25 protein-coding genes, 1 riboswitch and 2 other annotated features are annotated in these 25,824 nt (G+C 36.7%); of the genes, 6 read left to right on the forward strand and 19 right to left on the reverse strand.

Annotated elements, in window-relative coordinates:
- Positions 1-173: 173 nt before the first annotated feature.
- From TS1_RS09625 to TS1_RS09660, 8 genes are all read right to left on the reverse strand, one after another.
- Positions 174-1,019: an aldo/keto reductase gene (locus tag TS1_RS09625; RefSeq protein ID WP_068710192.1), complete on the reverse strand. Its 846-nt coding sequence runs from the start codon at positions 1,017-1,019 to the stop codon at positions 174-176.
- A gap of 241 nt (positions 1,020-1,260) precedes the next feature.
- The gene (trmB, locus tag TS1_RS09630) at positions 1,261-1,923 is read right to left on the reverse strand and encodes a tRNA (guanosine(46)-N7)-methyltransferase TrmB (RefSeq protein WP_068710194.1); all 663 of its coding nucleotides are present in this window, start codon (positions 1,921-1,923) and stop codon (positions 1,261-1,263) included.
- A 55-nt stretch (positions 1,924-1,978) separates the two neighbouring features.
- Positions 1,979-2,758, reverse strand: coding sequence for a phosphotransferase family protein (locus TS1_RS09635; RefSeq protein ID WP_068710195.1), 780 nt, complete (start codon positions 2,756-2,758; stop codon positions 1,979-1,981).
- Between the two features lie 100 nt (positions 2,759-2,858).
- Positions 2,859-4,073: an ABC transporter permease gene (locus TS1_RS09640; protein ID WP_068710197.1), complete on the reverse strand. Its 1,215-nt coding sequence runs from the start codon at positions 4,071-4,073 to the stop codon at positions 2,859-2,861.
- Positions 4,074-4,075: 2 nt separating this feature from the next.
- Positions 4,076-4,804, reverse strand: coding sequence for an ABC transporter ATP-binding protein (locus TS1_RS09645; protein WP_068710199.1), 729 nt, complete (start codon positions 4,802-4,804; stop codon positions 4,076-4,078).
- 110 nt (positions 4,805-4,914) lie between these two features.
- On the reverse strand, positions 4,915-6,777 hold the full coding sequence (locus TS1_RS09650) for an ABC transporter ATP-binding protein (protein ID WP_068710201.1): 1,863 nt from the start codon (positions 6,775-6,777) through the stop codon (positions 4,915-4,917).
- Complete coding sequence (locus TS1_RS09655; protein WP_068710205.1) at positions 6,774-8,501, reverse strand: ABC transporter ATP-binding protein; 1,728 nt, start codon at positions 8,499-8,501, stop codon at positions 6,774-6,776. Before TS1_RS09655 ends, TS1_RS09650 begins: the two co-directional genes overlap by 4 nt.
- Positions 8,498-9,190 carry a TetR family transcriptional regulator gene (locus tag TS1_RS09660; protein WP_068710208.1) on the reverse strand — a complete coding sequence of 231 codons (693 nt, stop codon included), beginning with the start codon at positions 9,188-9,190 and terminating at the stop codon, positions 8,498-8,500. Before TS1_RS09660 ends, TS1_RS09655 begins: the two co-directional genes overlap by 4 nt.
- Positions 9,191-9,454: 264 nt before the next feature.
- On the opposite strand from TS1_RS09660, the gene def reads away from it, so the two are divergent.
- The gene (gene def, locus TS1_RS09665) at positions 9,455-10,018 is read left to right on the forward strand and encodes a peptide deformylase (protein ID WP_068710210.1); all 564 of its coding nucleotides are present in this window, start codon (positions 9,455-9,457) and stop codon (positions 10,016-10,018) included.
- Positions 10,019-10,326: 308 nt separating this feature from the next.
- Here def and TS1_RS09670 read toward each other — a convergent pair whose 3' ends face one another.
- From TS1_RS09670 to TS1_RS09695, 6 genes are all read right to left on the reverse strand, one after another.
- The gene (locus tag TS1_RS09670) at positions 10,327-11,535 is read right to left on the reverse strand and encodes a M20 family metallopeptidase (RefSeq protein ID WP_068710212.1); all 1,209 of its coding nucleotides are present in this window, start codon (positions 11,533-11,535) and stop codon (positions 10,327-10,329) included.
- 11 nt (positions 11,536-11,546) lie between these two features.
- Positions 11,547-12,395 carry a MetQ/NlpA family ABC transporter substrate-binding protein gene (locus TS1_RS09675; protein ID WP_068710214.1) on the reverse strand — a complete coding sequence of 283 codons (849 nt, stop codon included), beginning with the start codon at positions 12,393-12,395 and terminating at the stop codon, positions 11,547-11,549.
- A gap of 17 nt (positions 12,396-12,412) precedes the next feature.
- Complete coding sequence (locus tag TS1_RS09680) at positions 12,413-13,093, reverse strand: methionine ABC transporter permease (RefSeq protein ID WP_068710216.1); 681 nt, start codon at positions 13,091-13,093, stop codon at positions 12,413-12,415.
- Position 13,094: 1 nt separating this feature from the next.
- Positions 13,095-14,141 carry a methionine ABC transporter ATP-binding protein gene (locus TS1_RS09685; protein WP_068710221.1) on the reverse strand — a complete coding sequence of 349 codons (1,047 nt, stop codon included), beginning with the start codon at positions 14,139-14,141 and terminating at the stop codon, positions 13,095-13,097.
- Between the two features lie 83 nt (positions 14,142-14,224).
- Positions 14,225-14,458: a binding site (T-box leader), on the reverse strand.
- Positions 14,459-14,499: 41 nt separating this feature from the next.
- Positions 14,500-14,737, reverse strand: a binding site (T-box leader).
- 67 nt (positions 14,738-14,804) lie between these two features.
- Positions 14,805-15,317, reverse strand: a complete 513-nt coding sequence (locus TS1_RS09690) for a transcription repressor NadR (RefSeq protein ID WP_068710223.1) — start codon at positions 15,315-15,317, stop codon at positions 14,805-14,807.
- A gap of 2 nt (positions 15,318-15,319) precedes the next feature.
- On the reverse strand, positions 15,320-16,162 hold the full coding sequence (locus tag TS1_RS09695; protein WP_068710227.1) for a maltose acetyltransferase domain-containing protein: 843 nt from the start codon (positions 16,160-16,162) through the stop codon (positions 15,320-15,322).
- 217 nt (positions 16,163-16,379) lie between these two features.
- Here TS1_RS09695 and TS1_RS09700 point away from each other — a divergent pair, with 217 nt between their 5' ends.
- The 4 genes from TS1_RS09700 to brnQ all read left to right on the forward strand — a co-directional run bounded on the left by TS1_RS09700 (position 16,380) and on the right by brnQ (position 20,899).
- The gene (locus TS1_RS09700; RefSeq protein WP_068710230.1) at positions 16,380-16,679 is read left to right on the forward strand and encodes a hypothetical protein; all 300 of its coding nucleotides are present in this window, start codon (positions 16,380-16,382) and stop codon (positions 16,677-16,679) included.
- Between the two features lie 97 nt (positions 16,680-16,776).
- A riboswitch (Lysine riboswitch) is annotated at positions 16,777-16,948 on the forward strand.
- A 117-nt stretch (positions 16,949-17,065) separates the two neighbouring features.
- Positions 17,066-18,661: an ABC transporter permease subunit gene (locus tag TS1_RS09705; protein WP_068710231.1), complete on the forward strand. Its 1,596-nt coding sequence runs from the start codon at positions 17,066-17,068 to the stop codon at positions 18,659-18,661.
- Positions 18,662-18,671: 10 nt separating this feature from the next.
- Entirely contained in the window at positions 18,672-19,406 is a 735-nt protein-coding gene (locus TS1_RS09710) for an amino acid ABC transporter ATP-binding protein (protein WP_068710233.1), read from the forward strand.
- Positions 19,407-19,549: 143 nt separating this feature from the next.
- A complete protein-coding gene (brnQ, locus tag TS1_RS09715) occupies positions 19,550-20,899 on the forward strand; it encodes a branched-chain amino acid transport system II carrier protein (RefSeq protein WP_068710234.1) in 1,350 nt (449 codons plus the stop codon).
- Between the two features lie 208 nt (positions 20,900-21,107).
- Here brnQ and TS1_RS09720 read toward each other — a convergent pair whose 3' ends face one another.
- The 5 genes from TS1_RS09720 to msrB form a co-directional block, all read right to left on the reverse strand.
- A complete protein-coding gene (locus TS1_RS09720; protein WP_068710239.1) occupies positions 21,108-21,476 on the reverse strand; it encodes a hypothetical protein in 369 nt (122 codons plus the stop codon).
- A gap of 22 nt (positions 21,477-21,498) precedes the next feature.
- Positions 21,499-21,957, reverse strand: a complete 459-nt coding sequence (locus tag TS1_RS09725) for a low molecular weight protein-tyrosine-phosphatase (RefSeq protein ID WP_068710241.1) — start codon at positions 21,955-21,957, stop codon at positions 21,499-21,501.
- A gap of 22 nt (positions 21,958-21,979) precedes the next feature.
- The gene (gene ruvB, locus TS1_RS09730; protein WP_068710242.1) at positions 21,980-22,987 is read right to left on the reverse strand and encodes a Holliday junction branch migration DNA helicase RuvB; all 1,008 of its coding nucleotides are present in this window, start codon (positions 22,985-22,987) and stop codon (positions 21,980-21,982) included.
- Positions 22,988-23,023: 36 nt separating this feature from the next.
- Positions 23,024-23,617: a Holliday junction branch migration protein RuvA gene (ruvA, locus tag TS1_RS09735; RefSeq protein WP_068710243.1), complete on the reverse strand. Its 594-nt coding sequence runs from the start codon at positions 23,615-23,617 to the stop codon at positions 23,024-23,026.
- A 109-nt stretch (positions 23,618-23,726) separates the two neighbouring features.
- A complete protein-coding gene (msrB, locus tag TS1_RS09740) occupies positions 23,727-24,164 on the reverse strand; it encodes a peptide-methionine (R)-S-oxide reductase MsrB (RefSeq protein ID WP_068710244.1) in 438 nt (145 codons plus the stop codon).
- A 192-nt stretch (positions 24,165-24,356) separates the two neighbouring features.
- Here msrB and TS1_RS09745 point away from each other — a divergent pair, with 192 nt between their 5' ends.
- The gene (locus TS1_RS09745; protein WP_068710246.1) at positions 24,357-25,760 is read left to right on the forward strand and encodes an IS1182 family transposase; all 1,404 of its coding nucleotides are present in this window, start codon (positions 24,357-24,359) and stop codon (positions 25,758-25,760) included.
- Positions 25,761-25,824 lie beyond the last annotated feature (64 nt).

Genomic DNA, 25,824 nt, shown 5'->3' on the forward strand with positions numbered 1-25,824 from the left:
AAAAAGCGTAAATGAAGTAGGTTTATTTCTTTATTACGGTGGAACCAACAGCTGGCTTGTTTTAAAAGACAAAAATAATAAAAGTATCGATGAATGGTCTGCAGTAAGTTAATAATAAATAGATTTTTTTAAAGAAATCCCTCTGCTACTAAATGGTAACAGAGGGATTTGAATCAATTTTTATTATCAGGGTCTGGTCCAACACCAGCCGTTCCTTTCAGCCCATCAATTGCTTGCATGTCTTTATCGCTTAATTCAAAGTCAAAGATTTGAGCATTTTCGATAATGCGTTCTTCATGCACTGATTTAGGTAACGGCAAAAAGCCATGTTGTAAGCTCCAGCGTAAAACGACTTGGGCAATTGTTTTATTATACACTTTCGCTAATACGTTTAGCTCAGGCACATCAAAAATTTTTCCTGTACCTAATGGACTGTAAGCCTCACTCAAAATGTCATGTTCTTTATTATAGGCAACTAGTTCTTCTTGTTGATCACTTGGATTTAAGAAAATTTGGTTGGCCACAGGTTTAATTCTGGCTGTTTTTAATAAAGCATCCAGGTGATGACTTAGAAAATTAGATACACCTAACGAAGGAATTTTTCCCGCATCTACAGCTTCTTCCATTGCGCGCCAAGTATCTGCATTTGCTTCTTGCCAATGGTCTTTAAATTCACTTGGATTAGGCCAATGAATGAGGTACAAATCAATATAATCTAATCCGAGTCTTTCTAGTGATTCATCAATTGCCTTTTTTGCCAGTTCATAAGAATGATTTGCATTCCATAATTTAGTAGTGACAAACAGTTCTTCACGAGGAACGCCACTTTTAGCAATGCCTCGACCAACAGACTCTTCATTGCCATAAATCGCTGCTGTATCAATGTGACGATAACCCGCTTTTAAAGCTGCTAAAACAGCCGATTCAGCGACCTCTCCATCCGGTGTTTGCCAAGTCCCAAAGCCTACTACAGGAATCTTTACCCCATTTGATAAAGTATACGTATCTGTTAAACTCATTTAATCTCTCCTTCAATTTTTGTTCTTATAAAAAGCATAAGATGCCAATCTTAGAATGTCAACTTTTATGAACAATCTAACATTAGTCCAAAAAAGCCTTAGCCCAAATGCTTTTACTTTTATTCAGTCAATGAAGGAAGTTTTTATTATTTTATTTGCAAACTTTTCCAAATGTTTTTCTAAGCACTTAAAAACAAAAACCACCTCTTTACAAAAAGATAGTGGCAATTTTCTTATACTTTTAGCATTCATCTATTTGTCTTTTATCAGGAAATTTTACTTCTACACGGTAAATAGGCTGTCCTTTTTTAGAAAATTTCTCTTCATATTCAGTCATAACATTTCCCTCAAATTCACTAGCATGCAAGTCCAGCCACACTTGCTTAATTGTCATACCATATTGTGAGAAGCTGGCTAATGAATACTCAAATAAACCTTGATTATCCGTTTTAAAATGAATTTCACCAGCTGGCTTTAAGATTTTTTCATCAACGGCTAGAAACTTTCGGGATGTAAGGCGACGTTTTTCATGTCTTGTTTTTGGCCAAGGGTCAGAAAAATTCAGATAAATTAGATCAACTTCACTTTCTGCAAAATATTCTGTTAAATCAGAGCCATCTACATATAGCAATTGTAGATTAGAAAGTTCTGCTGCTTTTAGCTTATCTAAGGCAAAAGATACCACACTCAGCTGCATATCAATTCCAATATAGTTAATTTCTGGATGTGCTTTTGCCATCTCTGTAATAAATTGCCCTTTTCCCATACCAATTTCAATATGTAAAGGGTTCTCATTAGCAAAGCGCTCATGCCAACGCCCTTTCCAATTTTTAGGTTCAGCAACCACAAATTGAGGGTGATTTACAATCATTTCTTTTGCGCCTGGTCGTTTTCTAACTCGCATATAAACTCCTTCTAAAAAAGGTGGTTGTTGTCATTTCAGACAGCCCCACCTTTTTTTAACCTGTATATATTCGTTTTAATTGTAAAATTTCTTCGTTCATTTTTTTTAAGTCACCTTGGAGGTAACACTTTTTTATTTCTTGTAACATACTTAATAACGCATACCAATAAACTTTTTCAATATTCTCATCTGTACTTTGAAGACCGTAACTCATTAGCCACTGGCTCCAACTAGAAATGGGAAGATAATTTCCCAAAATCATCCCGATATCTACTGCTGGATCAGCAAACATGATTGAATCCCAATCCACCAAGTACAAATAATTTTGACAGACAATCCAGTTTCGATAATTCACATCGCCATGAACAACACTTTTTTCCGAAGCTTTAAAAGGTGGAATGTTTTTTTTGAGGTATTGGGCGACTAAGGTTAAAAACTGATTTTTTTCTAAGGTGTCAGGTAACGTTTCTTCGTACTCTTCTAACATTTTTTGAGGGGGTTTTACAATACCGCCCATTTTTTTCAACATATCTTTTAAAGAACGCGAATGATGTAGATGATACAATACATCAATAACATCATTTCTTTGACCAATTTCTTCGGGATCCAATAACTGACCTTCCAACCATTCTTGAGCCGAAAGAGTATCGCCGTCTCCAGTCCGTTTGGTCCAGATTAACTTAGGTGTAATTCCTTCTTTTGATAAAGCAGCAAGCATTGGTGTGGTATTACGTTTGATAAATATCTTGTCTTGTTCTTTTAGGCCAATATACGCTTTTCCTGTATCGCCTTTAATGGGACGCAGCTGCCAGTCATTATCCATACGCATATTCATCAAAGCTTACCTCCTTTATCGCAGTAATTCTTATTTTAGCCTGCTGTTTTCATCTCGTCAAGCACATGTATGTTCGATTTTCTTAGGTAAAAAATCTCATTTAATCATTCAATTTTTTGATTCGATAAGGCAAGTAGCCCCATACAAAGAAAAGAACCATTAATAAATATCCCCCTACAACAATAAAACGATCGCTCCATTGATTTAAAGCAAACATAGTTACCACGGCAAAAACCAAAGCACAAAACAATAAAAGCACTCCGATTAATTTTTGCATAGCGCTAAGTTTTTGCCGACCTTTAATAGGATATAACTTCGTTAGAGGAACATATTGAAATTGCTGATACAAAGGAAGTAGTTGAAAGCCGATTAAGTAAATAAATAACATACCAATGCCAAGAGCAAACCAACGTTCCCCAACGAAATAAAGAAACAAGCCGCCTAAAACAACTAAGCGTAAATATAAACCACTGTACTCACTTCCGCGCAACATACGGCGTGCGTATAAATACAAGTAAGTATTAGCTTGAGAAAAAGAGATGCGGCCCAATAAGAAATCAAAGGATTTACGGCGTTTAATTTTTGTAGAAATTTCGGGAACATCTGTGAATAAATTAATAAATTGATAGATGCGATGCAAACGGTCTTGCTCTTTTTCAATCATCGCTTGCCAATCTAAAGATACATTCATCGACTGCCAACATAATTTATAAAATAAAACACTCTGCATAGCAGCAATAATAGTACCCAAAATAGGTTGAAACCAGATACTGATGCCTAAAATAATCAGTGTAAAAATGACCCATAAAAAGTAGGCATTTTGCCTAGCTTTTTTCATATCTTGAAAAATACTCATACGTTCAATTTCTAGATGGCTAATCTTAAGCCCCCATAAACTAAGTAAATAAAAAAAGAATGTTGCAAAAGAGTTTCCAGTAGATACCACTACTAGAGGCATTGTAAATGCTGTAATAAAAAATAAGATAAAAAATGGAAAAATACAACTGTAGTTAAAAGCAGCTGATAAATAAGAGCGCATCTGCTTTTCTTTAGGTAACAAAAAGATTTGATCGGCTGGTTGAGCTAAACTAACAAAACGCCCGATATGCAAGGCAGCTACCCAAATAATTAAAACAAAAAATTTTCCCCACGTATAACCTGGTGTCACTGTCTTTAGCCAATTAGAATAATAAAAACCGATACCACCCAATAAAAAAGTCATTACTAGTACAAAATGATCATTGAAAACATATTTCATATAACGCATCATGCGCTTTTGGTGTTGTTTCAAACGTGTTTGGAAGAAAGCTTTCATTCTTAAGCCTCCTTTGTCAACGCCAGATAGAGATCATCTAAAGAAGCTTGTGTCATATTAAATTCCTGACGTAATTCTTCTAATGTGCCTTGCGCTTGGATTTGTCCATCATGAAGCATAATAAAGCGATCGCAGTATCTTTCAGCAGTTGCTAAAACATGTGTCGACATCAAAATGGATGAACCCTGTTCTTTCCATCTTTGCATTAATTCTAGTAAGGAATGAATCGCCAAAGGGTCTAATCCTAAAAAAGGTTCATCAATAATATAAAGGCTTGGTTCCACCAAAAAGGCACACAAAATCATCACTTTTTGCTTCATCCCTTTAGAAAAATTGGCAGGAAACCATTCCAAGCGCTGATCTAAGCGAAATGTTTTTAATAATGGTTCAGCACGCCTTTGAGCCTCTTTTTGGTCAATATTATAGGCCATCGCCGTCACTTCTAAGTGTTCTTTTAAAGTTAACTCTTCATACAAAAGCGGGGTCTCTGGAATATAACCAATTTTCCCTCGATAACTTTCTGGGTCTTTATTCATAGAAAGACCATCTAATTCAATGCGACCTTGTTGCGGCTGTAATAGGCCAATAATTTCTTTGATTGTCGTGCTCTTTCCAGCACCATTTAAACCGATCAAAGCAACTAATTCTCCGTCATTGATAGTAAAGTTCAAATTTTTTAACACTGGAATTTGATTATAACCGCCCGTTAAATTTTCTACGCGTAGAGTCATATTTTTTCCTCCAAAATTTTCTACTTTCATTATAGCATGGATAAAGCATAGAAAAAATTCGAACGGTCGGCAATCACCAAGAAATTTCCATCCGAATTTTTTCCACTACTTTATGAAGCTAATTCTCCAGAAGAAAATTGACTATTGTACAAATCGGCATAAAACCCATTTTTTGCCATCAGCTGATCGTGAGTTCCCGTTTCAACAATCGATCCATGATTCATAACCACAATATTATCCGCTCCTTGGATGGTAGATAGTCGATGAGCAACAACAAAACTAGTACGATTTTCCAAAAGGCGATTCATTGCTTTTTGAATCAAAGTTTCTGTGCGTGTATCCACGCTCGAAGTAGCTTCATCTAAAATCAGAACTTGCGGGTCTGCTAAAAAGGCTCTGGCAATAGTGATCAATTGCTTCTGTCCTTGCGAAATATTACTAGCATCTTCATTTAATATCGTATTATAGCCTTCTGGCAGCTGATGGACAAAATCATCTACATGAGCAGCTTGGGCGGCTTTTCTTACCTGGCTTTCAGAGGCTTGATCATTACCATAGCGAATGTTTTCATAGATACTTCCACTAAATAACCAGGTGTCTTGTAGAACCATCGACAAATTATCGCGTAGTTGAGCCTTCGGCATATCTCGAATATCCACACCGTCGTAACGGATGCTTCCCCCTGAAACATCATAGAAGCGTTCTAACAAGTTGATTAATGTAGTCTTTCCAGCTCCAGTAGGTCCTACAATTGCGACGGTTTCTGCTGGTTTAGCGTCTAAATTAAAATCGGTAAATAGCTGCTGTTTGCTATCATAACCAAACTTCACATCTTCAAACCGAACTTTATAAGGAGTATTTTCTTCGATAGGTAATTCTGAAGGGATATCTTGCATTTCTTCTTCGTCCAAAATTTCAAATATTCGTTCCGCTGAAGCAATTGTCACTTGTATAGTGTTCACCAGATTAGATAATTGTCGAATAGGTTGAGAAAATTGATTCGTATATTGTAAGAAAGCTTGTACATTCCCTAAAGGCATGTTCCCATTAGCCACCTTAATTCCTCCAACAATCGCTACGAAAACGTAATCCAAGTTCTTGATAAAATCCATCAACGGTACGATAATTGCAGAAACAAATTGCGCTTTCCAGCCTGCTTCATACAATTGCTGATTTTCTTTTTCAAAAACTTCCTGATCTATTTCCTCATGATTAAATGTTTTAACCACTGTATGTCCGCCATAAGTTTCTTCTACTTGATCATTTAAAAGTCCCAAACGTTTTTGTTGCTCAGCAAAAAAGCGTTGAGATTTAGGAGCAATAATTGTCACGACAATTAAGCTTAATGGTACTGTAACTAAAGCAATGAGCGTTAGTTGCCAACTAATTGTCAGCATCATCACTAAAACACCTACAAATGTCACAATACTTGTCACAAACTGAGTGAGATTTTGCTGCAACATCCCTGCTACATTATCCATGTCGTTAACTGCCCTGGACAAGATATCACCGTTACTATGCGTGTCAAAATAAGAAATAGGCAAGCGATCCATTTTTTCATCTAAGTCTCTACGCATTTGATAGACTGAACGTTGAGAGACTCGGGTCATGATAAATTGCTGCAAAAAATTAAATACTGCTGAAATTAAATACATTGCAATAACAATCAGTAAAATACGACCTACTTCGTCAAAATCAATAGGAAACCGGCTAATATCTGCGCCAGCTTTCATTTGTTTGACTCCAGCCATCACCCCATTAAAGATTTCCGTCGTTGCCTGCCCTAAAACTTTAGGTGTTTGGATTTGAAAAACCACAGCACCAATAGCTAATACGAAAACTAAAATAATAGCAAACAAACGAGTAGATAAGTACCGAATAAGGCGTCGAACGGTCTTCCAAAAGTTTTTTGGTTTGCGTCTTCTTAAAGAAGTGGCCGTTTGCTCTGTTTTATCATTTGATTTTTTACTCAAGTTAGATCCTCCTCTCTCAATTGAGAATAGGCAATTTCTTGGTAGGTTTTGTTATTTGCTAGTAATTCTTTATGTGTTCCCTTACCAACGACTTTGCCTGCTTCTAATACAAGGATGAGATCAGCATCCATAATCGTGCTCACGCGCTGAGCAACAATAACTGTGATCGCTTCTGTCATTTCTTCTTGTAGCGCTTGTCGTAAGTTCGCATCTGTTTTAAAGTCTAAAGCAGAAAATGAGTCATCAAATACATAGACATCTGCTTGTTTAATCAACGCACGCGCAATCGCCAAACGCTGTCTTTGTCCGCCGGAAAAATTACCGCCACCTTGTTCAACATAACTGTCTAATCCATCGGCCATTTGAGAAACAAAATCATCTGCTTGGGCGATTTTAAGTGCTTGCCAAATTTGCTGTTCTGTCACTTTTTGGTTTCCATAACGCATATTTTCTCTAATGGTTCCTCTGAACAAAACGGCTGTTTGTGGAACAAAGCCAATCAGCTCTCTTAAATCATACTGTTTGATATTTTGAATCTTATGACCATTTAAACGAATGGCGCCTGAAGAAGTGTCATGTAAACGCGGAATTAAATTAACAAACGTCGTCTTACCAGCACCTGTACCGCCGATAATAGCTACTGTCTGCCCAGCCTTCGCTTTAAAATTAACATCTTCTAGGGCTAAATTATCCGCATCAGCATAACGAAAATTAACATGGTCAAATTCTAAAGTAGCATCTGCTTTGCTTAGCGAAATTGCTTCTGGTTGGTTAATATCTTTAATATCATCGGTTTCTTCTAAAACTTCATTAATCCGGTCTGCCGAAGCTTGTGCTCGCGGGACCATAACAAAAATCATAGAAAGTAACATAAAACTGATAAGAATTTGCATTGCGTAAGTAATAAAAGCAATCATATTTCCTACCTGTAGCTGCATATCAGCGATATATTGACCGCCAAACCAAGTAATACCAATATTTGTTCCACTCATAATAAGCGTCATCAAAGGCATCATCAACGCAACAATCGTATTGACTTTAATCGCTGTATGAGTAAAATCACGGTTTGCCTGGTCAAAGCGCTCTGTTTCGTAGCTTTCTTTGTTAAAAGCTCGTATTACTCGAACGCCCGTTAATTCTTCTCGAAAAACCAAATTAATGCGGTCCGTCTTTTTTTGCATGCTTCGAAATAAAGGTACAGCAAAATACATAATACCGCCTACAGCGATAATCACTAGAGGAATAACGACAAAAAAGACCTTAGTTAACTGCGCATCTTTTTGATAAGCCAAAAAGCTCGCTCCAAGAAGCATAATAGGTGCTTGAATCATCAATCGCAAAAACATTTGCATAACCCTTTGGATTTGGTTCACATCGTTTGTTGTTCGAGTAATCAAAGAAGCAGCACCATAGTTACCGAATTTATCAATAGATAAATTTTCAGCTTTTTTATAAATATCGCTTCGTAATTTTTTTCCCAATCTTTGGGACTCTCTAGTGGCAAAAAAGGCATTACCAAAAGCGGCAATAATACTGATGACTGAAATCACCATCATAACTCCGCCAATATGCCATATATAATCAATGTCTCCTCTTGCAACACCGTTATCAATAATATTTGAGGTCATACTTGGTAAATACAAATCAGCAATTACTTGGAATATCATAAAACCGACCGCAACTAAAGCGGAGGTAAAAGACATCTTTTTTACTACTTTTATCATTGATCATTCTCCTCGTTCTTTAATTTTCGAGCTCCTTTTTTCAGCCAATTTAGCTTTAAATCAAATTCTTTACTGATTTGTACAATATCGTATCTCCCATTTTCAAAATGGCGTCTATAGCCGTCAGCGATTGTTGAAAACGCAATATGCATTAATAATTGAAAAAGCAATTGTAACTCTTGATCGTTTTTTACATTAATTAAAGAACGATCTACTACATCTAACATTTCTTTTTGATCGCTTTTTATTTTTCTATGGTCAGATCGAGTTTTTTGGTAAAGCTTTTCTTGCATTTTTTTATCCCCAAAAAGGATGACTTTATGTAAACCACGGTAGTCCATGCTAGTAAATAAATTTTTATAAAACAGAACATTTTCTCCCTTAAATATTTCTAAAATCCAATGAGAGAAAAAATCATGAAAAGTGACAAATAAATCTCCGCGATGTTGTTTCAAGCTCAAAAGAAACTGCTCATGATTATCTTTACCTAATGAATGAAAGTAATACAAATACAAATCTTCAATATCATCAAAGTACTGATAAAAGCTTCCCCTTGAAATCTCAGCATCTTTGACAATATTAGCAATGGATGCATCCTTTAGAGCGCTTTGCGAGAACTCCTTTTTAGCTGCTTCTAAAATTCGTTTTTGTTTTTTCTCAGGAAGATTAAAAAATGTTTCGCTTGGCATTACGCTGTCCTCCTTTTTATATCCAACTATGACACGCTGTCACATGACAATATGTCATTATACTCTGCTAACATTATATTGCAAGAAATAGATCTTCTTTCATAAATTTTTTCTTCCAAATTTTCATAAAATGAGTTGTTTATGGTTGAATGTTAACTAATTTTTTATCAAAACTTTTTTCGCCCCTCTATTATTTTTTTGTGTTACACTGTATTTTGGAAAAAACTACATATGAAGTTATAGTTGAGAGGAGATTGGTCATCAATGATCACAATGGATGATATTATTCGTGAGGGACGTCCTACTTTGCGAAAAGTGGCCAAAGAAGTCACTTTCCCTTTAAGTGAAGAAGAAAAAAATCTAGGAAATGAACTGATGGAATTTTTAGAAAATAGTCAGGACCCACAAAAAGCAGAAGAGCTGCAACTACGCGGTGGTGTTGGTTTGGCAGCTCCACAAGTGGATGTTTCAAAACGAATTACTGCTGTTTTAGTTCCCAGCTTAGACCCTGACAGTAAGGAGCCTGAATTTAAAGATGTTTTATATAATCCAAAAATTTTGAGCCACTCTGTCCAAGAAGCTTGCATAGGCGAAGGGGAAGGTTGTTTATCTGTTGATCGCGACGTTCCTGGTTATGTCGTGCGTCAGGCACGAATTACTTTGCGTTATTATAACGCAGAAGGAGAAAAGAAAAAAATTCGCTTGAAAAATTATCCAGCTATTGTGGTGCAGCATGAACTTGATCATTTAAACGGAGTGCTTTTTTACGATCACATTAACAAAGAAAGTCCATTTACCCTAAACGAAGGCGTATTGGTAATAGAATAAAAAAAGGAACTGTGACATAAGTTCTTTGAATTATAAAATATCCGAACTATAGAAAATTGCTCCTGCGGTTACTCGTCGCACGAAAAACATTGCTCCTGCGGTTACTCGTCGCAAAACCACAATGATTAGCAAATTTCAGTAACTATAGTTCGGATATTTTTGTCTTGTTTTCACTTATGTCACAGTTTGTTTTGTTTACTCAAAATTTCAATTCTTTGCCATTTCGCTTGTTCAAGTATCACCCTAACTTCCTGTTTCTAGCTAGTCTTTATTTACTGCTAATGTTAAGGTGTCAAAAAAGGAATGCATCAATTTCCCTTCGCTAAACTAACTCGATGATCTTCTTTAATTTGCTTTAATAGCTTGGGATCTTCTATTAAGTCTAAAGCAGTTTTTGCCAATAATTCAGCTGCAACCTCAATGGAATTTAGTCCTTTTTCGCTACATGCTGCTTGTTTAAATTCTTCCGAGTGATTTACAATATAATCATCTGCAATAGATACATTAGGCTGAATCGTTGGAACCACTTGGCTGACATTTCCTACGTCAGAAGATCCGAAAGTTTCTTTGGCTGTAAAATCACATTCTTCTTTAGGTACTCCTGCTTCTTGCGCGTGCTGATAAAATACTTCATCAAAAGAAGGCGTTATAATGACATCATCCACCGCATTTTGAAAACGACCGAACTCATAAGTCGTCCCTACAGCAATAGCTGCCCCTTTGATGACATTTTCCACTTTATCATAAACATCATTCAAAGTAGGACGGTTTTTAGCCCGCAAGTAAAATCGACCTGACGCGTATTCTGGAATAACATTTGCAGCAGTTCCGCCTTCAGTAATAATCCCATGGATATTAACATCTTTAGGTAAATACAAACGTAAACTATTGACACCATTAAAAGTTTGAATTAATGATTCTAAAGCACTAACCCCTTTTTCTGGAGCTCCTGCTGCATGAGAAGCAACACCATAAAATTTGACATCTACTGGGTCACAAGCAAGTCCATGAGAAGTCTTAGTATAACGGTAGCCTGGATGAACGCAAAGAGCAGCATCAACATCTTTAAAATAACCTTCTCGCACAAAACTGCCTTTGGCCGAGCCATTCTCTCCACCTTCTTCACCAGGAGTACCATAAACGCGAATTTCACCACCTACTTTGTCAATGACCTCTTTTAAGGCGCTGGCAGCTAAAACGGAATACGTGCCAAACAAATTGTGCCCACAAGCATGCCCGATACCCGCTAAAGCATCATATTCAGCTAAAAAGACAAGTATAGGCCCCTTTTTTTCTGCTTTATAACATGCCTCAAAACCAGTCGGGTGTCCTGCCACGTCTTTTTTTACTGCAAAACCTTCTTTTTGTAGTTGAGCGATTAAAACATCCGAGGAATAATCTTCGTGATTACTAGTTTCTGGATGCCTATGAATGGCTAAAGCTAATTCTTTATATTGAGGTAAACGTTCACGGACAAATGTCTGAATGGTTGTGTCTCTTTTACTTCTTGCTGCCATATACACTCCTCCTATTTTCTACCGAATTCTTCCCAAGCTGGAATATCTGCTCCATTGGATGTTTCTTCAATCACTTTTGCTGTTTGTTCTGTTTGATAAGCATCAACAACTTTTTTATACACTTCGTTGTCTTCATCTTCTTTTCTAGCCGCAATAATATTTACATAAGGACGTGAGGTATCATCCACAGGCTCTAAATAAATAGCATCTTCGTTAGGTGAAAGTCCTGCATCTACTGCCATACCACTGTTAACTACTGAAGCATCCACATCTTCCATCGAACGTGCCGTTTGTGAAGCTTCAAGCTCGGTAATTTTCAAATCTTTAGGATTGGCTGTAATATCGCTAACTGTTGGATTTTGAGCATCTTTATCGATTTTGATTAAACCAGCCGTTTGCAATAATTTTAAAGCTCGTCCGCCATTAGTCACATCGTCAGGAATTGCTATTTCTGCACCATTTTCTAATTCTTTTATATCCTCAATTTTTTCTGAATAGATCCCCAAAGGAGCATTGACTGTGTTGCCAATCGATACAAGGTCTGTTCCGCGTTCTTCATTATAATTGTCCAAAAAGTCTTGATGTTGGAAAGAATTAAGGTCAATATCTCCATTTTCTAAGGCTGTGTTTGGTTGACTGTATTCAGTAAATTCTACATATTCTATATCAATTCCTTCATCTGCCAAACGTTCTTTTACATCATCCCAAACATCTGTATCTGCACCGATCACACCTAATTTAACTGTTGTATCCTCAGAAGCATCTTTTGCTGCATCTGTTTTGTCTTGACCATTTCCACAACCTGCAATGACAAAAAGCGCTGCGACAGCTAAACTTAACAATCCTTTTCTTTTTTTCATTAAACATTTCTCCTTTTTTAATGACTAACTTTTCTAATTAACCAATTGCTCACTGCTTGACTGATAAAAACTAAAAGTAAAATAATAATCACTGCAATCCAAGTAACGTCTGTTTGGAAGCGATTATACCCGCGAGTTACCGCTAAGTTCCCTAAACCGCCAGCTCCTACAGCTCCTGCCATTGCTGTAAGGCTAATAACGTTAATAATGGTTAACGCTGAAACCCGGATAATCCCAGGTAACCCTTCGCGTAAGTACACTCGAAAGATAATACCAAGTGGACTCGTCCCCATTGCTTCTGCTGCTTCAATAACCCCAGGATCTACTTCCAACAAAGCAACTTCAATCTGTCTAGCGTAAAAAGGAATAACTGCGACAATCAATGGAACCAATGCAGCAGTGGCACCAATAGAAGTCCCCACAATAAAGCGAGTAAAAGTAACCAATAAAGCAAGTAAAATAATGAAAGGAATCGAACGGACGATATTAACAATTTTGTCTAAGACACTAAAAAATGCTCGCTGTTCTAACAATCCGCCCGGTCTAGTAACCACTAATAACACACCAAAGAAAAGTCCTAAAATTCCACCTATAAGTGAAGTATAAATTGTCATATAAATCGTTTCTTGAGTTGCTTCAATAAATTCATCAGGAATTTCCATGACATTGGGTAAATATTGTTCAAGTAAAGCCTGCATGTTAAACTCCTCCTTCCGTTTGTTTTAACACATTGACGTATACGCCTTCGTTGACGAGGTGTTCATATGCTTTTTGTCTTTGTTCCAAGCTCCCTGACAAGTTGACAATCAAACTTCCTAAAGGCGTATCTTGAATAATTTCTACATTGCCATATAAAATATTGGTCGTAACTTGAAACTGGCTATATAATTCTGCAATCATTGGCTCACTTGTTTGGTCCCCTACGTAAGCCAACTCGACCAACCACTCGTTTTCTTCCAATTTTGAAAAGCTAGCACTTCCTAAAATAGTATCTAAAGCTTGGTCAATATGTGTAGCTGTCCGGATAAAGTCTTTGGTCAATGGTTGTTCCGGCTTACTAAATATTTGAATGCTCTCACCACGTTCAATAATTTCTCCATCTTCCATGACAGCAACTTTATTACAGATTTCTTTGACCACTTGCATTTCGTGCGTAATAATTACAATCGTTAAACCTAATTGTTGATTTAGTTTTTTTAATAAAGCCAAAATTTGTAGTGTTGTTTTAGGATCTAACGCACTCGTTGCTTCATCACACAATAAAATTTCCGGATCGTTTGCTAACGATCTTGCAATCGCAACCCGTTGTTTTTGACCCCCAGATAATTGGCTAGGATAAGCGTTAATTTTTTCGGAGAGTCCTACCAAATCTAATAGTTCATTCACTTTTTGACGGCGTTCTTCTTTTGAAGTTCCAGAATATCTCAAAGAAAAAGCGACATTATCAAAAATCGTACGGTTGTTCATTAGATTGAAGTGTTGAAAGATCATTCCTATTTTCTTACGCTTAGCTCGTAATTCTTTGGGTTTTAAAGTCGTATAATCTGTGCCATTTACCTCTACTGTGCCTTCTGTAGGTTGTTGCAACAAATTAATCACTCGTACTAGGGTACTTTTACCTGCTCCAGAATAACCAACAATGCCATACACATCTCCTTGGTCCACTGAAAGACTAACATTTTTTACAGCAGGGATTTCTCGATTCCCTTGGCGAAAAGTCACTGAAACATCTTTTAGTTCAATCATTTTTATCCTCTCCTTGTCCACTTAGAAAAATTATTTAGTTTTTATAAAAAAAGTCCTCAAGAAAACAAATATCTTGTTGTTTCCTTGAGGACGCCTAAAGCGCGGTACCACCTCAATTAAGCTATATAAACAGCTTCTCTTTACACCTATATAGATGTATTAGCAAGATATCGGTTGCTTCCGTCATCCCTCTGTTTTATCAACTTAAAGATAAATCACTCGATGGCCATTTTCAAAAGGCTATTTCCCTCCTTCTCAGCTACCAGAGTTTTCTGTAAAAAATATCACCTATTTACTTACCACGTCTTTGTTCGTTCCTTATTAAAATAAAAAAAGTCCTTTTACTGGTATTTACCAGTAAAAGGACGAATGTTCGTGTTACCACCTTTTGTTCAGAAGTTTAACCTTCCCTCAGCCCGACATTTCATTATATTGAAAGATCGGTGTTCTTTTTAACGGTAGAACTTCCGAGTACGCCTACTTATCGACATACTATCCTCCTAGGCCATTTTCAACTTTTCATAACTTAACTCTTTTCACCAAACAGAGTCTCTCTTTAAAGCATCCAAGTTTACTTTCCTCATCAACAGATATTACTTTTTTTATTAGTGTGATTAATGTATCGTATCTTAATAAAAATGTCAACACTCACTGCTTATTTTTTTACTGCTGATATAAAATTTCTTGCTTAGCCAAGGCTTCTTTGATTGTTTCCAAAGTCTTTTGATCAGCAGCTGCGATCGTATGAAGATGGATCCCCTCTGTCAACTGTAACAAAAGAGCAGTCTTAGAAGCCTTATAATTTCTCATAAATGTTTTTACATCAGATAGCTCTTTAATATACAAATTGCCTGTAATTTCTCCATAAAGATCGTGTTCAATAATGACATCGATAATTTCTCCGCCTAAAGAAACAATGGTCTCTAGTTCATTTTGTGTTTGTTCTTTACTATGTTGCACTGCTATTTTGGCTGTATATTTTTTATCAGCGTGGGCCATTTTATAGCCTTTGGCCGTGGCAAGGATTTCTTCGCCTGAGGCACGTAAAAGAGCGACATCGCCTACAATGATTTGACGACTAACATCAAATTTACGAGCAAGTGTACTGGCACTAATCGGAGATACGGATTGTTGTAATATATCAAGCAAAGTTTCACGCCGTTTTAGTCCATCCATAACTATTCCTCCCCTTGGTTTTCTTGCCGGCCTTTTATATGTTTTGTCATATCTTTCATGGTTTTGATAATGATTCGTTCATTTAGGGGATCTGTCACCCATTTATGAATTTTAGATAATAATTTTTCTTCATCCTCCGTGGCAGATAAATCCTTATTTTCCTCTTTTTTTATTTGTACAAAATATTCTTCAGCCTTTATTCTTTTTTCCATCAGTTCAATGATTTGTTCGTCTAAATGGTCAATAACAGCTTGTTGTTGCTTTGAAGAAGTCGGTTCATCCAATGCTAAATCTACTTTCTTAATGATTTTAGCAGGATTTCCTGCAATTACAACATTATCACCAAAAGATTTAGTGACCACACTCCCTGCGCCTACAACTACGTTATTGCCTAAAGTAACTCCTGGAATGATAATAGAACCCCCACCAATCCAAACATCATTGCCAACTGTAATGGGGCTTCCGTCTTCTAAACCACTTTTTCTTTTTATCGGATGTAAAGGATGGGAAGCTGTATATAACTTAACATTTGGCGCTAACATACAGTTATCGCCGATCGTAATAGGACAAATATCAAGTAAGACACAATCATAATTTGCGTAAAAATTCTCGCCTACTGATATATTATATCCATAATCAAAACGAATAGTTGGTTCGACATGAAGATGCTTTTTTACGTGACCAAATATTTCTTTTACTAATTGTTGACGCAGCTTGGGATCATCCTCACGATTAATTAAAAGCTGTTGTTTTTTAGCAGCTTTGCGGTCGGCGGTTAATTCTGGATCAGCCGAAAAATACAATTCTCCTGCAACCATTTTCTCTTTTTCCGTACGTTCGTTCATGTTTTCTCCTATTTAGTCATTTCTTTACCAAAAATTTTTAAGACGAAATTCTTCTTTTCATCATACAATATGTCTCTTAGTTTGTCTTGCTTTTCCATTGAAATAAAATAGACGAAATTTATCACAAATATCATTTTTTATCTTAGAAATTTGTGACACTTTACGCAAAACATGGTAAAATTACTTTGATTGAAAAATAAGAGAGGTGAACAAAATCATGTTAGCAGCTATTATATATTGGGGCCTTATTTTGATTAATATTGCCTGGTTAGCCCTTAGTCTATATTTTTCCATTTTTTATTTCATACGTAAAGAAAACGGAAACTTGTGGGCATTCGGTCTTTTGAATGTTCTTTCAGCGGTTGTGCTTTGGGTCACAATGCTTATCTATCATACTTGGGGTTGGGGAATTACTCAATATTCAAGTCTTATCTATTTGGTTGTAGGACTTTTAATCGGTTTAACAGTCATCCAAGCTATTTTAGGACGTGAACCAAAAGAAACAAAAGCAGCTTAAGATCTGAACCACAAACGCTTACTCTGATTTTCAGTTGACAATTTCTTTAATTTCTTCTAAAATCAGAGCGAGTTGAAATTTGAATAAAAGATACCTTTGAACAGGTAGAGGTCGCAAATTTCATTACCCCTATGGAGTGAAGCAACACGTGGAAATAGGGTTAGGGAAATTGGCCGAAACGATTTTTTTCTTGCTTGAAATTATCGTTGGGGCGTAAGTCAATAGCTTACGTACTGTCTTAGCACAAGCTAAGGTGCGCTATGTTTTGTGAGAAGTTTGTTGACAAAATGTCTGCAGTCGTTTTCCAATCATGGAGTACGGCTGCTTTTTCTTTGTGGCTTGTGTTTTCAAAATTCATTACTCAAAAAAAGAGGGAGAATGAAAAGATGAAAAAAAATTACTGGCTATTATTAATGTCTTTATTTATTGTATTGTTTACTAGCGCAGCTGTAGCATCTGCAGATGAAAAAACCCCTGACGATCAATTCAGAGTGGGAATGGAAACTGCCTATGCTCCTTTCAACTGGACGCAAACCAACGATCGTAATGGGGCGGTCCCTAAAAGCGGCGACTCAAATTCTTACGCTGGTGGATACGATGTCCAAATGGCGAAAAAAATTGCGGAAGGAATGGATAAAGACCTAGTTATCGTTCCTATCCAATGGGATGGTTTAGTTCCTGCGTTAAATTCAGGTAAAATTGATGCGATTGTCGCTGGGATGTCACCTACGGAAGAACGCCGCAAAGAAATTGATTTTACAGATCCTTACTATGAATCAGACTTGGTCATTGTTACTCGTAAAGATAGTGATTACGCTGGCGCAAAATCACTAGATGATTTTAAAGGGGCAAAAATTACTGCCCAGCTAAACACCTTCCACTATTCTGTGATCGATCAGATTCCCGGCGTGGATAAACAACAAGCCCAAAAAGATTTCTCTGCTATGCGGGTGGCGCTGTCCTCCGGAATTATCGATGGCTATGTTAGCGAGCGGCCAGAAGGAACCACAGCAAGTAACGTAAATGATGATTTAACGATGGTTGAATTTGACAAAGGAGAAGGCTTTGATACTGCTCCTGAGGATATTCAAGTGGCTGTGGGGATGCGTCAAGATGATCCTGACTTAAGTCGAGTCAACGATATTCTAAGTGGTATTTCTGAAGATGAACGAACACAAATCATGGACCAGGCAGTAAAAGATCAGCCCTCTTCCTCAGATAGTGCCGATGAAGAGGAAGAGTCTAGTGGTTTGTTAGCTACCTTTAAAGACATCATCTCTCAATATGGGACACTTTTCTTAAAAGGTGCGGGTTTAACCTTAGTCATTGCGATTATTTCTACCCTTGCTGGAACGATAATCGGTCTGTTAATTGGTATTTTTAGAACCATTCCTGAATCTGAAAGTCCAATTTTGCGTGGTTTACAAAAAATTGCCAACGGGATTTTGCGTATCTATATTGAAGTTTTTCGTGGTACTCCTATGATGGTCCAAGCAATGGTTATTTTTTACGGACTTGCTTTATTGTTTTCTATCGACATGAACCGAACACTAGCTGCTTTATTAATTGTATCAGTTAATACGGGGGCTTATATGTCTGAGATTGTACGAGGCGGAATCTTTGCAGTAGATGAAGGACAATTTGAAGCTGCACAAGCAATTGGTATGACGCATGGTCAAACAATGCGTAAAGTCATTCTACCTCAAGCAATCCGTAATATTTTACCAGCTATTGGTAATGAAACAGTCATAAACATTAAAGACACCGCAGTGTTGAGTGTTATCAGTGTAGGAGATCTTTTCTTCCAAGGAACTGCAGCGGCTGGAACAAATTTATTATTCTTCCAAACCTTTACCATTGTAGGTGTAATTTATCTAGTGATGACTTTATCAGCTACCGGCTTATTGCGACTAATGGAAAAGAAGATGGATGGACCAAATTCATATACCAAATTAGATGAAACAAACACAGGGCACGAATAGGAGGTCTAACATGTCAGCGATTATCGAGATTAATCATTTGAAAAAAAGTTTTGGCGAAAACGAAGTACTAAAAGATATTTCAACTACTGTTAATAAAGGACAAGTACTTACCATTATTGGTGCTTCTGGTTCAGGAAAATCTACCTTTTTACGGTGTATTAACTTATTAGAAAAGCCTACTGGAGGGCAGATTCTTTATAAGGGAGAAAACGTGTTAGAAAAAGGATATAACCTACCAAAATACCGCACTCATCTTGGGATGGTATTTCAATCATTTAATTTGTTTGCCAACATGGATGTATTGGAAAACTGTATGACCGGTCAAACAACCGTTTTAAATAGAAAGCCTGAAGAAGCTAAAAAAATTGCCATACAAAATTTGAAAAATGTGGGGATGGACCAATTTATTTCCGCTAAACCAGCGCAATTATCTGGTGGACAAATGCAAAGAGTCGCAATCGCCCGAGCTCTTTCCATGAATCCCGATGTCTTATTATTTGACGAACCAACTTCTGCGCTCGATCCAGAAATGATTGGCGAAGTTTTAAAAACAATGCAGGACCTAACAAAGACGGGATTAACGATGGTCATTGTCACTCATGAAATGAGTTTTGCTAAAGATGTTTCCGATCATGTCATTTTCATGGACCAAGGCGTGATTGCTGAACAAGGTACGGCCGAAGAAATATTTGAACATCCAAAAGAAAAACGTACACAAGAATTTTTACAACGCCTTCGCACGTAAAAAAAGAGCAACCGATGGAAACTATCGGTTGCTCTTTTTTACCACTAATTTAGAAAATTAAAAAAATTTTTTCGTTTCTAATTGCTATTTTTTATCGATTTTGTTAAGTTGTTATTTATAATACGTGAAAGAAGTTGGTTTATTTGAAAAAAAAGCTATTATTTAGAGATTATTTAACCATTGGTTCCATGCTTTTCGGTTTATTCTTTGGTGCCGGAAATTTAATTTTCCCAGTCCATCTAGGCCAAGAAGCAGGTGCAAACATCACTGCAGCTAATTTAGGACTACTAGCTACTGGTGTTGGCTTACCTTTTTTAGGAGTTATCGCAATGGGCCTTTCACAAAGTAGTGGCGTATTTGAATTATCTTCAAGGGTAAATAAACCTTACGCCTATGTCTTCACTATTTTGCTTTATTTAGTTATCGGACCTTTTTTTGCTTTACCACGTTTGGCTACAACTTCTTACGAAATTGGAATCGCGCCCCATGTTCCAAGCAATCAACAAGGGTTCGTGTTGGCTGGTTTTAGCATTTTATTTTTCTTTACTGCCTGGTGGTTTTCCAGAAAACCTTCAAAAATTCTCGATTATGTTGGAAAATTTTTAAATCCGATTTTTCTAGCCTTACTTGCTGTTTTATTAATACTAGCCTTTTCCAATCCATTAGGAGATGTTGCTAATGCTCCGATTCAAGCAGATTACCAAAGTAGTGCTTTTTCAGGAGGATTTATTGAAGGTTACAATACCCTAGATGCACTTGCCTCATTAGCATTTGGAATTTTAATTATAGAAGCCATTAAAAACCGCGGAATCAAAGAACCCTCAACAATTGCGGCCGATACTATAAAATCCGGTACTATAAGCGTTATCTTAATGGGGGTTATCTACAGCCTTTTGTCTTATATGGGAACCATGAGCTTAGGGAAATTTCCTTTAAGCGAAAATGGCGGTGTTGCTTTAGCACAAATCTCCCAGTATTATTTAGGTACTTATGGCAGTATTATATTAGCGCTTATTGTGATTGTTGCCTGTCTAAAAACCGGAATCGGCTTGATCACTTCATTTTCTGAAACTTTTGCTAGTTTATTTCCTAAAGGAAAATATATATTTTTTACTATATTAGTTAGCGCGTTGGCTTGTTTATTTGCTAATGTCGGCTTAACAAAAATCATCGAACTAGCAACGCCCGTATTAATGTTTTTATACCCGTTAGCAATGACATTAATTATACTAGCCATCATTGGTCGTTTGTTTGACAACGACGCTCGTGTTTACCAAATAACCACTTTATTTACCTTGATTGCTTCTATCATTGATGGTTTAAATGCTTCACCGGCTATCATTAGTCAAACAAGTACCGCCCAAACATTGATTCAATTGGGAGAACAATATTTTCCTTTGTTTTCGATCGGTATGGGCTGGGTGTTACCAGCATTAATTGGTTTTATCATTAGTCTGATCTGGCATTTATCAACGAAACGTAAGCATGCTTAATTGTAAAATCACCCGCCTATATATTGTTGGCGGGTGATTTTTTTATAAAAAAACCATTAGCCGAGTAGGCTAATGGAAACGGAGTTAATAAAAAGTGAAAAAGTTGTTTTTGTTTTATCGGCAACTATAGTTATAGTATAGACAACAGGTGTGAAGATTTTATGATAAAAAGTTATTGAAAGAAATAAATTAAAATACTTTATTGAAGCTATCTAGCAAATTTTACATTTTTACCTGTTGGGGATAATGTACTAATCTTGTCTATATTTTCAATAGAAACAACGCGAATTAATTGGGGATTATCTTTTACCTTAATTGCAATCTGATCTTTACTTAGATTTTTTCCAGTGACCCACCCCACAAGTACTTCAAATTTATCTACTTTTTCTGTTTTTAATTGTAAAACCAGTAAGCTATTTTGCAGACTGGCTTCTTGTAGCTTAGTATAAATATAAGCTGAGTCCTTCTTTTCAACGCGCTTATCATAGTCGTCACTTAAAAAGGAATCTAATAAGGTAGTAGAATATAACAGGATAAACTTCCCTAGTTTATTTAAAACTTTAGGCTTTTTTTCCATAAATATCTCCCCTTCTTCCTTTTTAAGCTTCCTCTTTAAAACGGATTAACCATGGTTTCATACCTTCCATAAGCATCTGATATGTTTTCTCAAATTGGCCGGAATACCATGGATCTGGAATCTCTTGTCCTTGCTTACCATCGATAGCGTCCATATACAAATAAATTTTATTTTCCATACCATTTGGTGCTAGTTCAAGTAAATCTGCCATATTTCGCTTATCCATACCAATAATCCAATCAAATAAATAAAAGTCTTCTTTGGTTATTGGACGTGAATGCATTGTAGTAAAATCAACACCTTCACGTTTTAAGATTGCTTGGGTTCCAGGGTGAGGCAAATTTCCTTCTTCCCAACTACTAGTTCCTGCAGAATCTATTTGTAATATGTATCCTCTTTCTTTACTATATTGTCTCATCAACCCTTCTGCCATTGGAGAACGACAGATATTTCCTAAACAGACAAATAAAACTTTAGGCATAAATTTCTCCTTTGTTTCTTTATTATACAAATTTATCTTGATAGGGATAATTAAAATGCTCATAAGAACGAGCAGTAGCAATTCTACCTCTTGGTGTACGCTTTAAAAAACCTTTTTGAATCAAAAAGGGCTCATACATATCTTCTACGGTCTCTTGCTCTTCACCAACATTGACTGATAAAGTATTTAGGCCTACCGGACCACCGCCATATAATTCAATCATGGTTTTAATTAGTTTTTGGTCAACATAATCTAACCCTTCGCTATCTACTTGAAGTAAGGACAACGCTTTATCTGCAATTTTTTGGTCGATCACTCCGTCAGCTTGAACTTGAGCAAAATCGCGAATTCGCTTTAACAACCGATTAGCTACTCGCGGTGTTCCTCGAGAGCGTCGCGCAATTTCAGCTGCTCCTTCCGCAACAATTTCTGTTTGGAAAACGGACGAAGAACGTAAAACAATTTCTTTAAGATCCTTTTCTGCATAATATTCCATATGAGAAATAATACCAAATCGATCCCTTAAAGGCGCAGAAAGCATTCCAGCTCGAGTCGTAGCACCAATTAGAGTAAAAGGAGGCAAAGGAAAATGAACTGGATGACTAGTGGTTCCTTGTCCTACCATAATATCTACATAGAAATCTTCCATTGCGGAATACAACATTTCCTCGGCTACTCGTGGCAGACGATGAATTTCATCAATAAATAACACATCACCTGGTTCTAATTCATTCAGTGTTGCAATTAAATCTCCTGGCTTTTCAATAGAAGGTCCACTTGTAGTACGAATATGAACTTGCATCTCATTAGCAATGACCATTGCCATCGTTGTTTTTCCTAGACCGGGGGGACCGTATAACAGCACGTGATCAAGTGCTTCTTCTCTGTTTTTGGCAGCCTGAATATAGATAGAAAGCTCTTCTTTTACTTTATCTTGGCCGATGTATTGTGCTAACAATTGTGGGCGCAAAGTTTTTTCGTAAATTTCTTCTTCTTGATTGGCATTTGGCGAGCTCAAACGTTCTGTCATATCGCTCCTCCTTTCTTTCAAATAGCAAGTAGTTCCCTATTTTTTCATCATCACTTTTAATGCCATTCTTAGATATTCATCTGTCGTCATTGCTTCTTCTTGTGTTAATACTTTATAAACTTTCTTAATTTCCTTATCAGTATAACCTAAAGCTTGCAAAGCTTCCATTGATTCTTCCAAAGCTGGATTATCCGCTGATGCTTGAACAGCTGTCTGGTTTTCTGCTGGTAGTTCGCCTAATTTACCTTGTAAATCTAAAATTAACTGTTGCGCAGTCTTTTTCCCAACACCAGGAAATTTTGTTAAAAAAGTGATATTTGAAGATTCAATTGCAGTAATAAGTCCTTCATGATCTTCATTTGCCATTATTGCTAAGCCACTTTTAGGACCGATACCTGAGACACTAATCAAACGTAAAAATAAATTTTTTTCTTCTAACGTATTAAACCCATATAAAGTATGCGCATCTTCACGAATCACCTGATGAACAAAAATCTTCACTTTTTGATTTACTTGGCTACTATACTGATAGGGATTTCCTGCAGCAATCCGATAACCAATTCCGTTGTTTTCTACCACGATATAGGCTGGATGAATCTCTGTTAATTTACCAATGATATATTCGTACATAACTTTTCCTTTCTGCACGTATGTTCCCTTATTATAACACAAAACATAATAAAGTAAAAAATCCGCTTTAATTAAAGCGGATTTAAAAATAATCTTTTCCAGGACTTTTTTATTCTACATATTTTACATAATCGCCATACCCTTTTTCATGCATATCAGCCAAAGGGATAAATGACAACGCAGCCGAATTGATACAATAACGTAACCCGCCTTCTTCTTGCGGCCCATCATTAAAAACATGCCCTAGATGAGAATTTGCTTGCTTACTTCTTACTTCAGTCCTTGGTAACGCCAAAGAAAAGTCAGCTTTTTCTTGTAAGCTTGAACCAGGAATTGGTTGGGAAAATGATGGCCAACCACAACCGGCATCATATTTTTTGGACGAAGCAAAAAGCGGCTCTCCACTTACCACATCAACATAAATTCCCTTTTCATAAAAATCATCGTACTTGCCTGAAAAAGGACGTTCCGTTGCATTTTCCTGTGTCACTTCATAAGCAATTGGAGAAAGTTGTTTTTTTAGTTCTTTTTTTGTTTGTTCAGACATTTTCTCACCTTCTTTTATTCTATTTTCTCTTGTTTCCATGGATTTGTCTAATTTTCTGCACATCTTTTTTTATAAAAAAAAGAACTCCATTTTGGAGTTCTCAGACTGTAGACAAAGTCCGTATTTTGGATGCAAGCTACAGTCTTTTTTTGTATAATAGTGTTGTAAGCGAATTCAAGGAGTTGAAATACATTGATGACGAAACACCCCCTTACTGGACGCCACCAAGTGGCAATGATTACTGTTGATGATTTAGTGCCTAGCGACCATCTTGTACGTCAAATTGACCAAGCGATTTCTTTTGCGTTTATTTATCCCATTGTTGAACCCACTTATTCTTCTCTGGGTCGCCCAAGTATTGATCCTGTGATTTTGGTTAAGTTCGTTTTACTCCAGTATCTTTTTGGCATTCGTTCGATGCGCCAAACGATCAAAGAAGTAGATACCAATATGGCTTATCGTTGGTTCTTAGGATTTGATTTTACGGAAAAAGTGCCTCACTTTTCTACCTTTGGTAAAAATTATGCTCGACGTTTTCGAGAAACCACATTATTTGAAGATCTTTTTTCTCATATTCTTGAACAAGCCGTTAAAGCAGGATTCATTACGGAAGACAACTTATATATGGATTCCACTCATGTGAAGGCAAATGCGAATAAACATCGATTTAATAAAGAGTTAACGCGTACCGAGGCGAAGTCCTATCAAAAAGAATTAGAAAAAGAAATCAATGATCAACGAATCCAAGCGGGAAAAAAGCCTTTTACTTGGGACGGTGAAGAAGAGGTCAAAGAAAAGAAAATCAGTCGAACAGATCCGGAGAGTGGTTATTATGTAAAGAGTGAACGTGAAAAACAATTTGCTTACGCTGCTCATACGGTGTGTGAAGACCACGGTTTCGTTTTAGAATGTAAGGTGACACCAGGAAATATCCATGATAGCCAGGTAGCGACTTCCTTATTGGACAAAGTACGAAGGACTTTTCCAAAAGCGAAAGTGGTTGCGGCAGACGCAGGCTATAAAACCCCTGCAATTGCTCATTATTTAGTCGAAAAACAGCTACGTCCTGTTCTTCCCTACACTCGGCCTCGAGGAAAGAAAGCCTTCTTTCGTAAAAAAGATTTTGTTTATGATGAATACTATGATTGTTATTTATGCCCAGCCGATCAAATCCTGACTTTTTCAACTATTACACGTGAAGGTTACCGAGAGTACAAATCATCTCCGGAGGTTTGTAAACAATGTCCCCTGTTAGCCCAATGTACACAGAGTCAATCTTGTCAAAAAGTCATTACACGACATGTCTGGCAAGAGGATTTAGATATAGCAGAAGAATTGCGTTTTACGAAGACGAATAAAACCATTTATCAACGACGAAAAGAAACAATTGAACGCGTCTTTGCAGACGCGAAAGAAAAGCATGGTTTGCGGTGGACGAAATATCGTTCGTTAGAAAAAGTCACCGTTCATACGATGCTTACGTTTGCTGCAATGAATCTTAAAAAATTAGCCACATGGATCGCTAAAGGCACTACGCCTTTATTTTTTTTTGCTTATTTTCATCAAAAAAAGACAAATCGGCTGTTTCTTCCTTAAAGTTAAGGAGATTCAACCAATTTGTCTACAGTCTGAGAACTCCATTTTGGAGTTCTTTGATTTT

The sequence above is a fragment of the Tetragenococcus solitarius NBRC 100494 genome, from assembly GCF_001544195.1.
Lineage (GTDB): Bacteria > Bacillota > Bacilli > Lactobacillales > Enterococcaceae > Tetragenococcus > Tetragenococcus solitarius.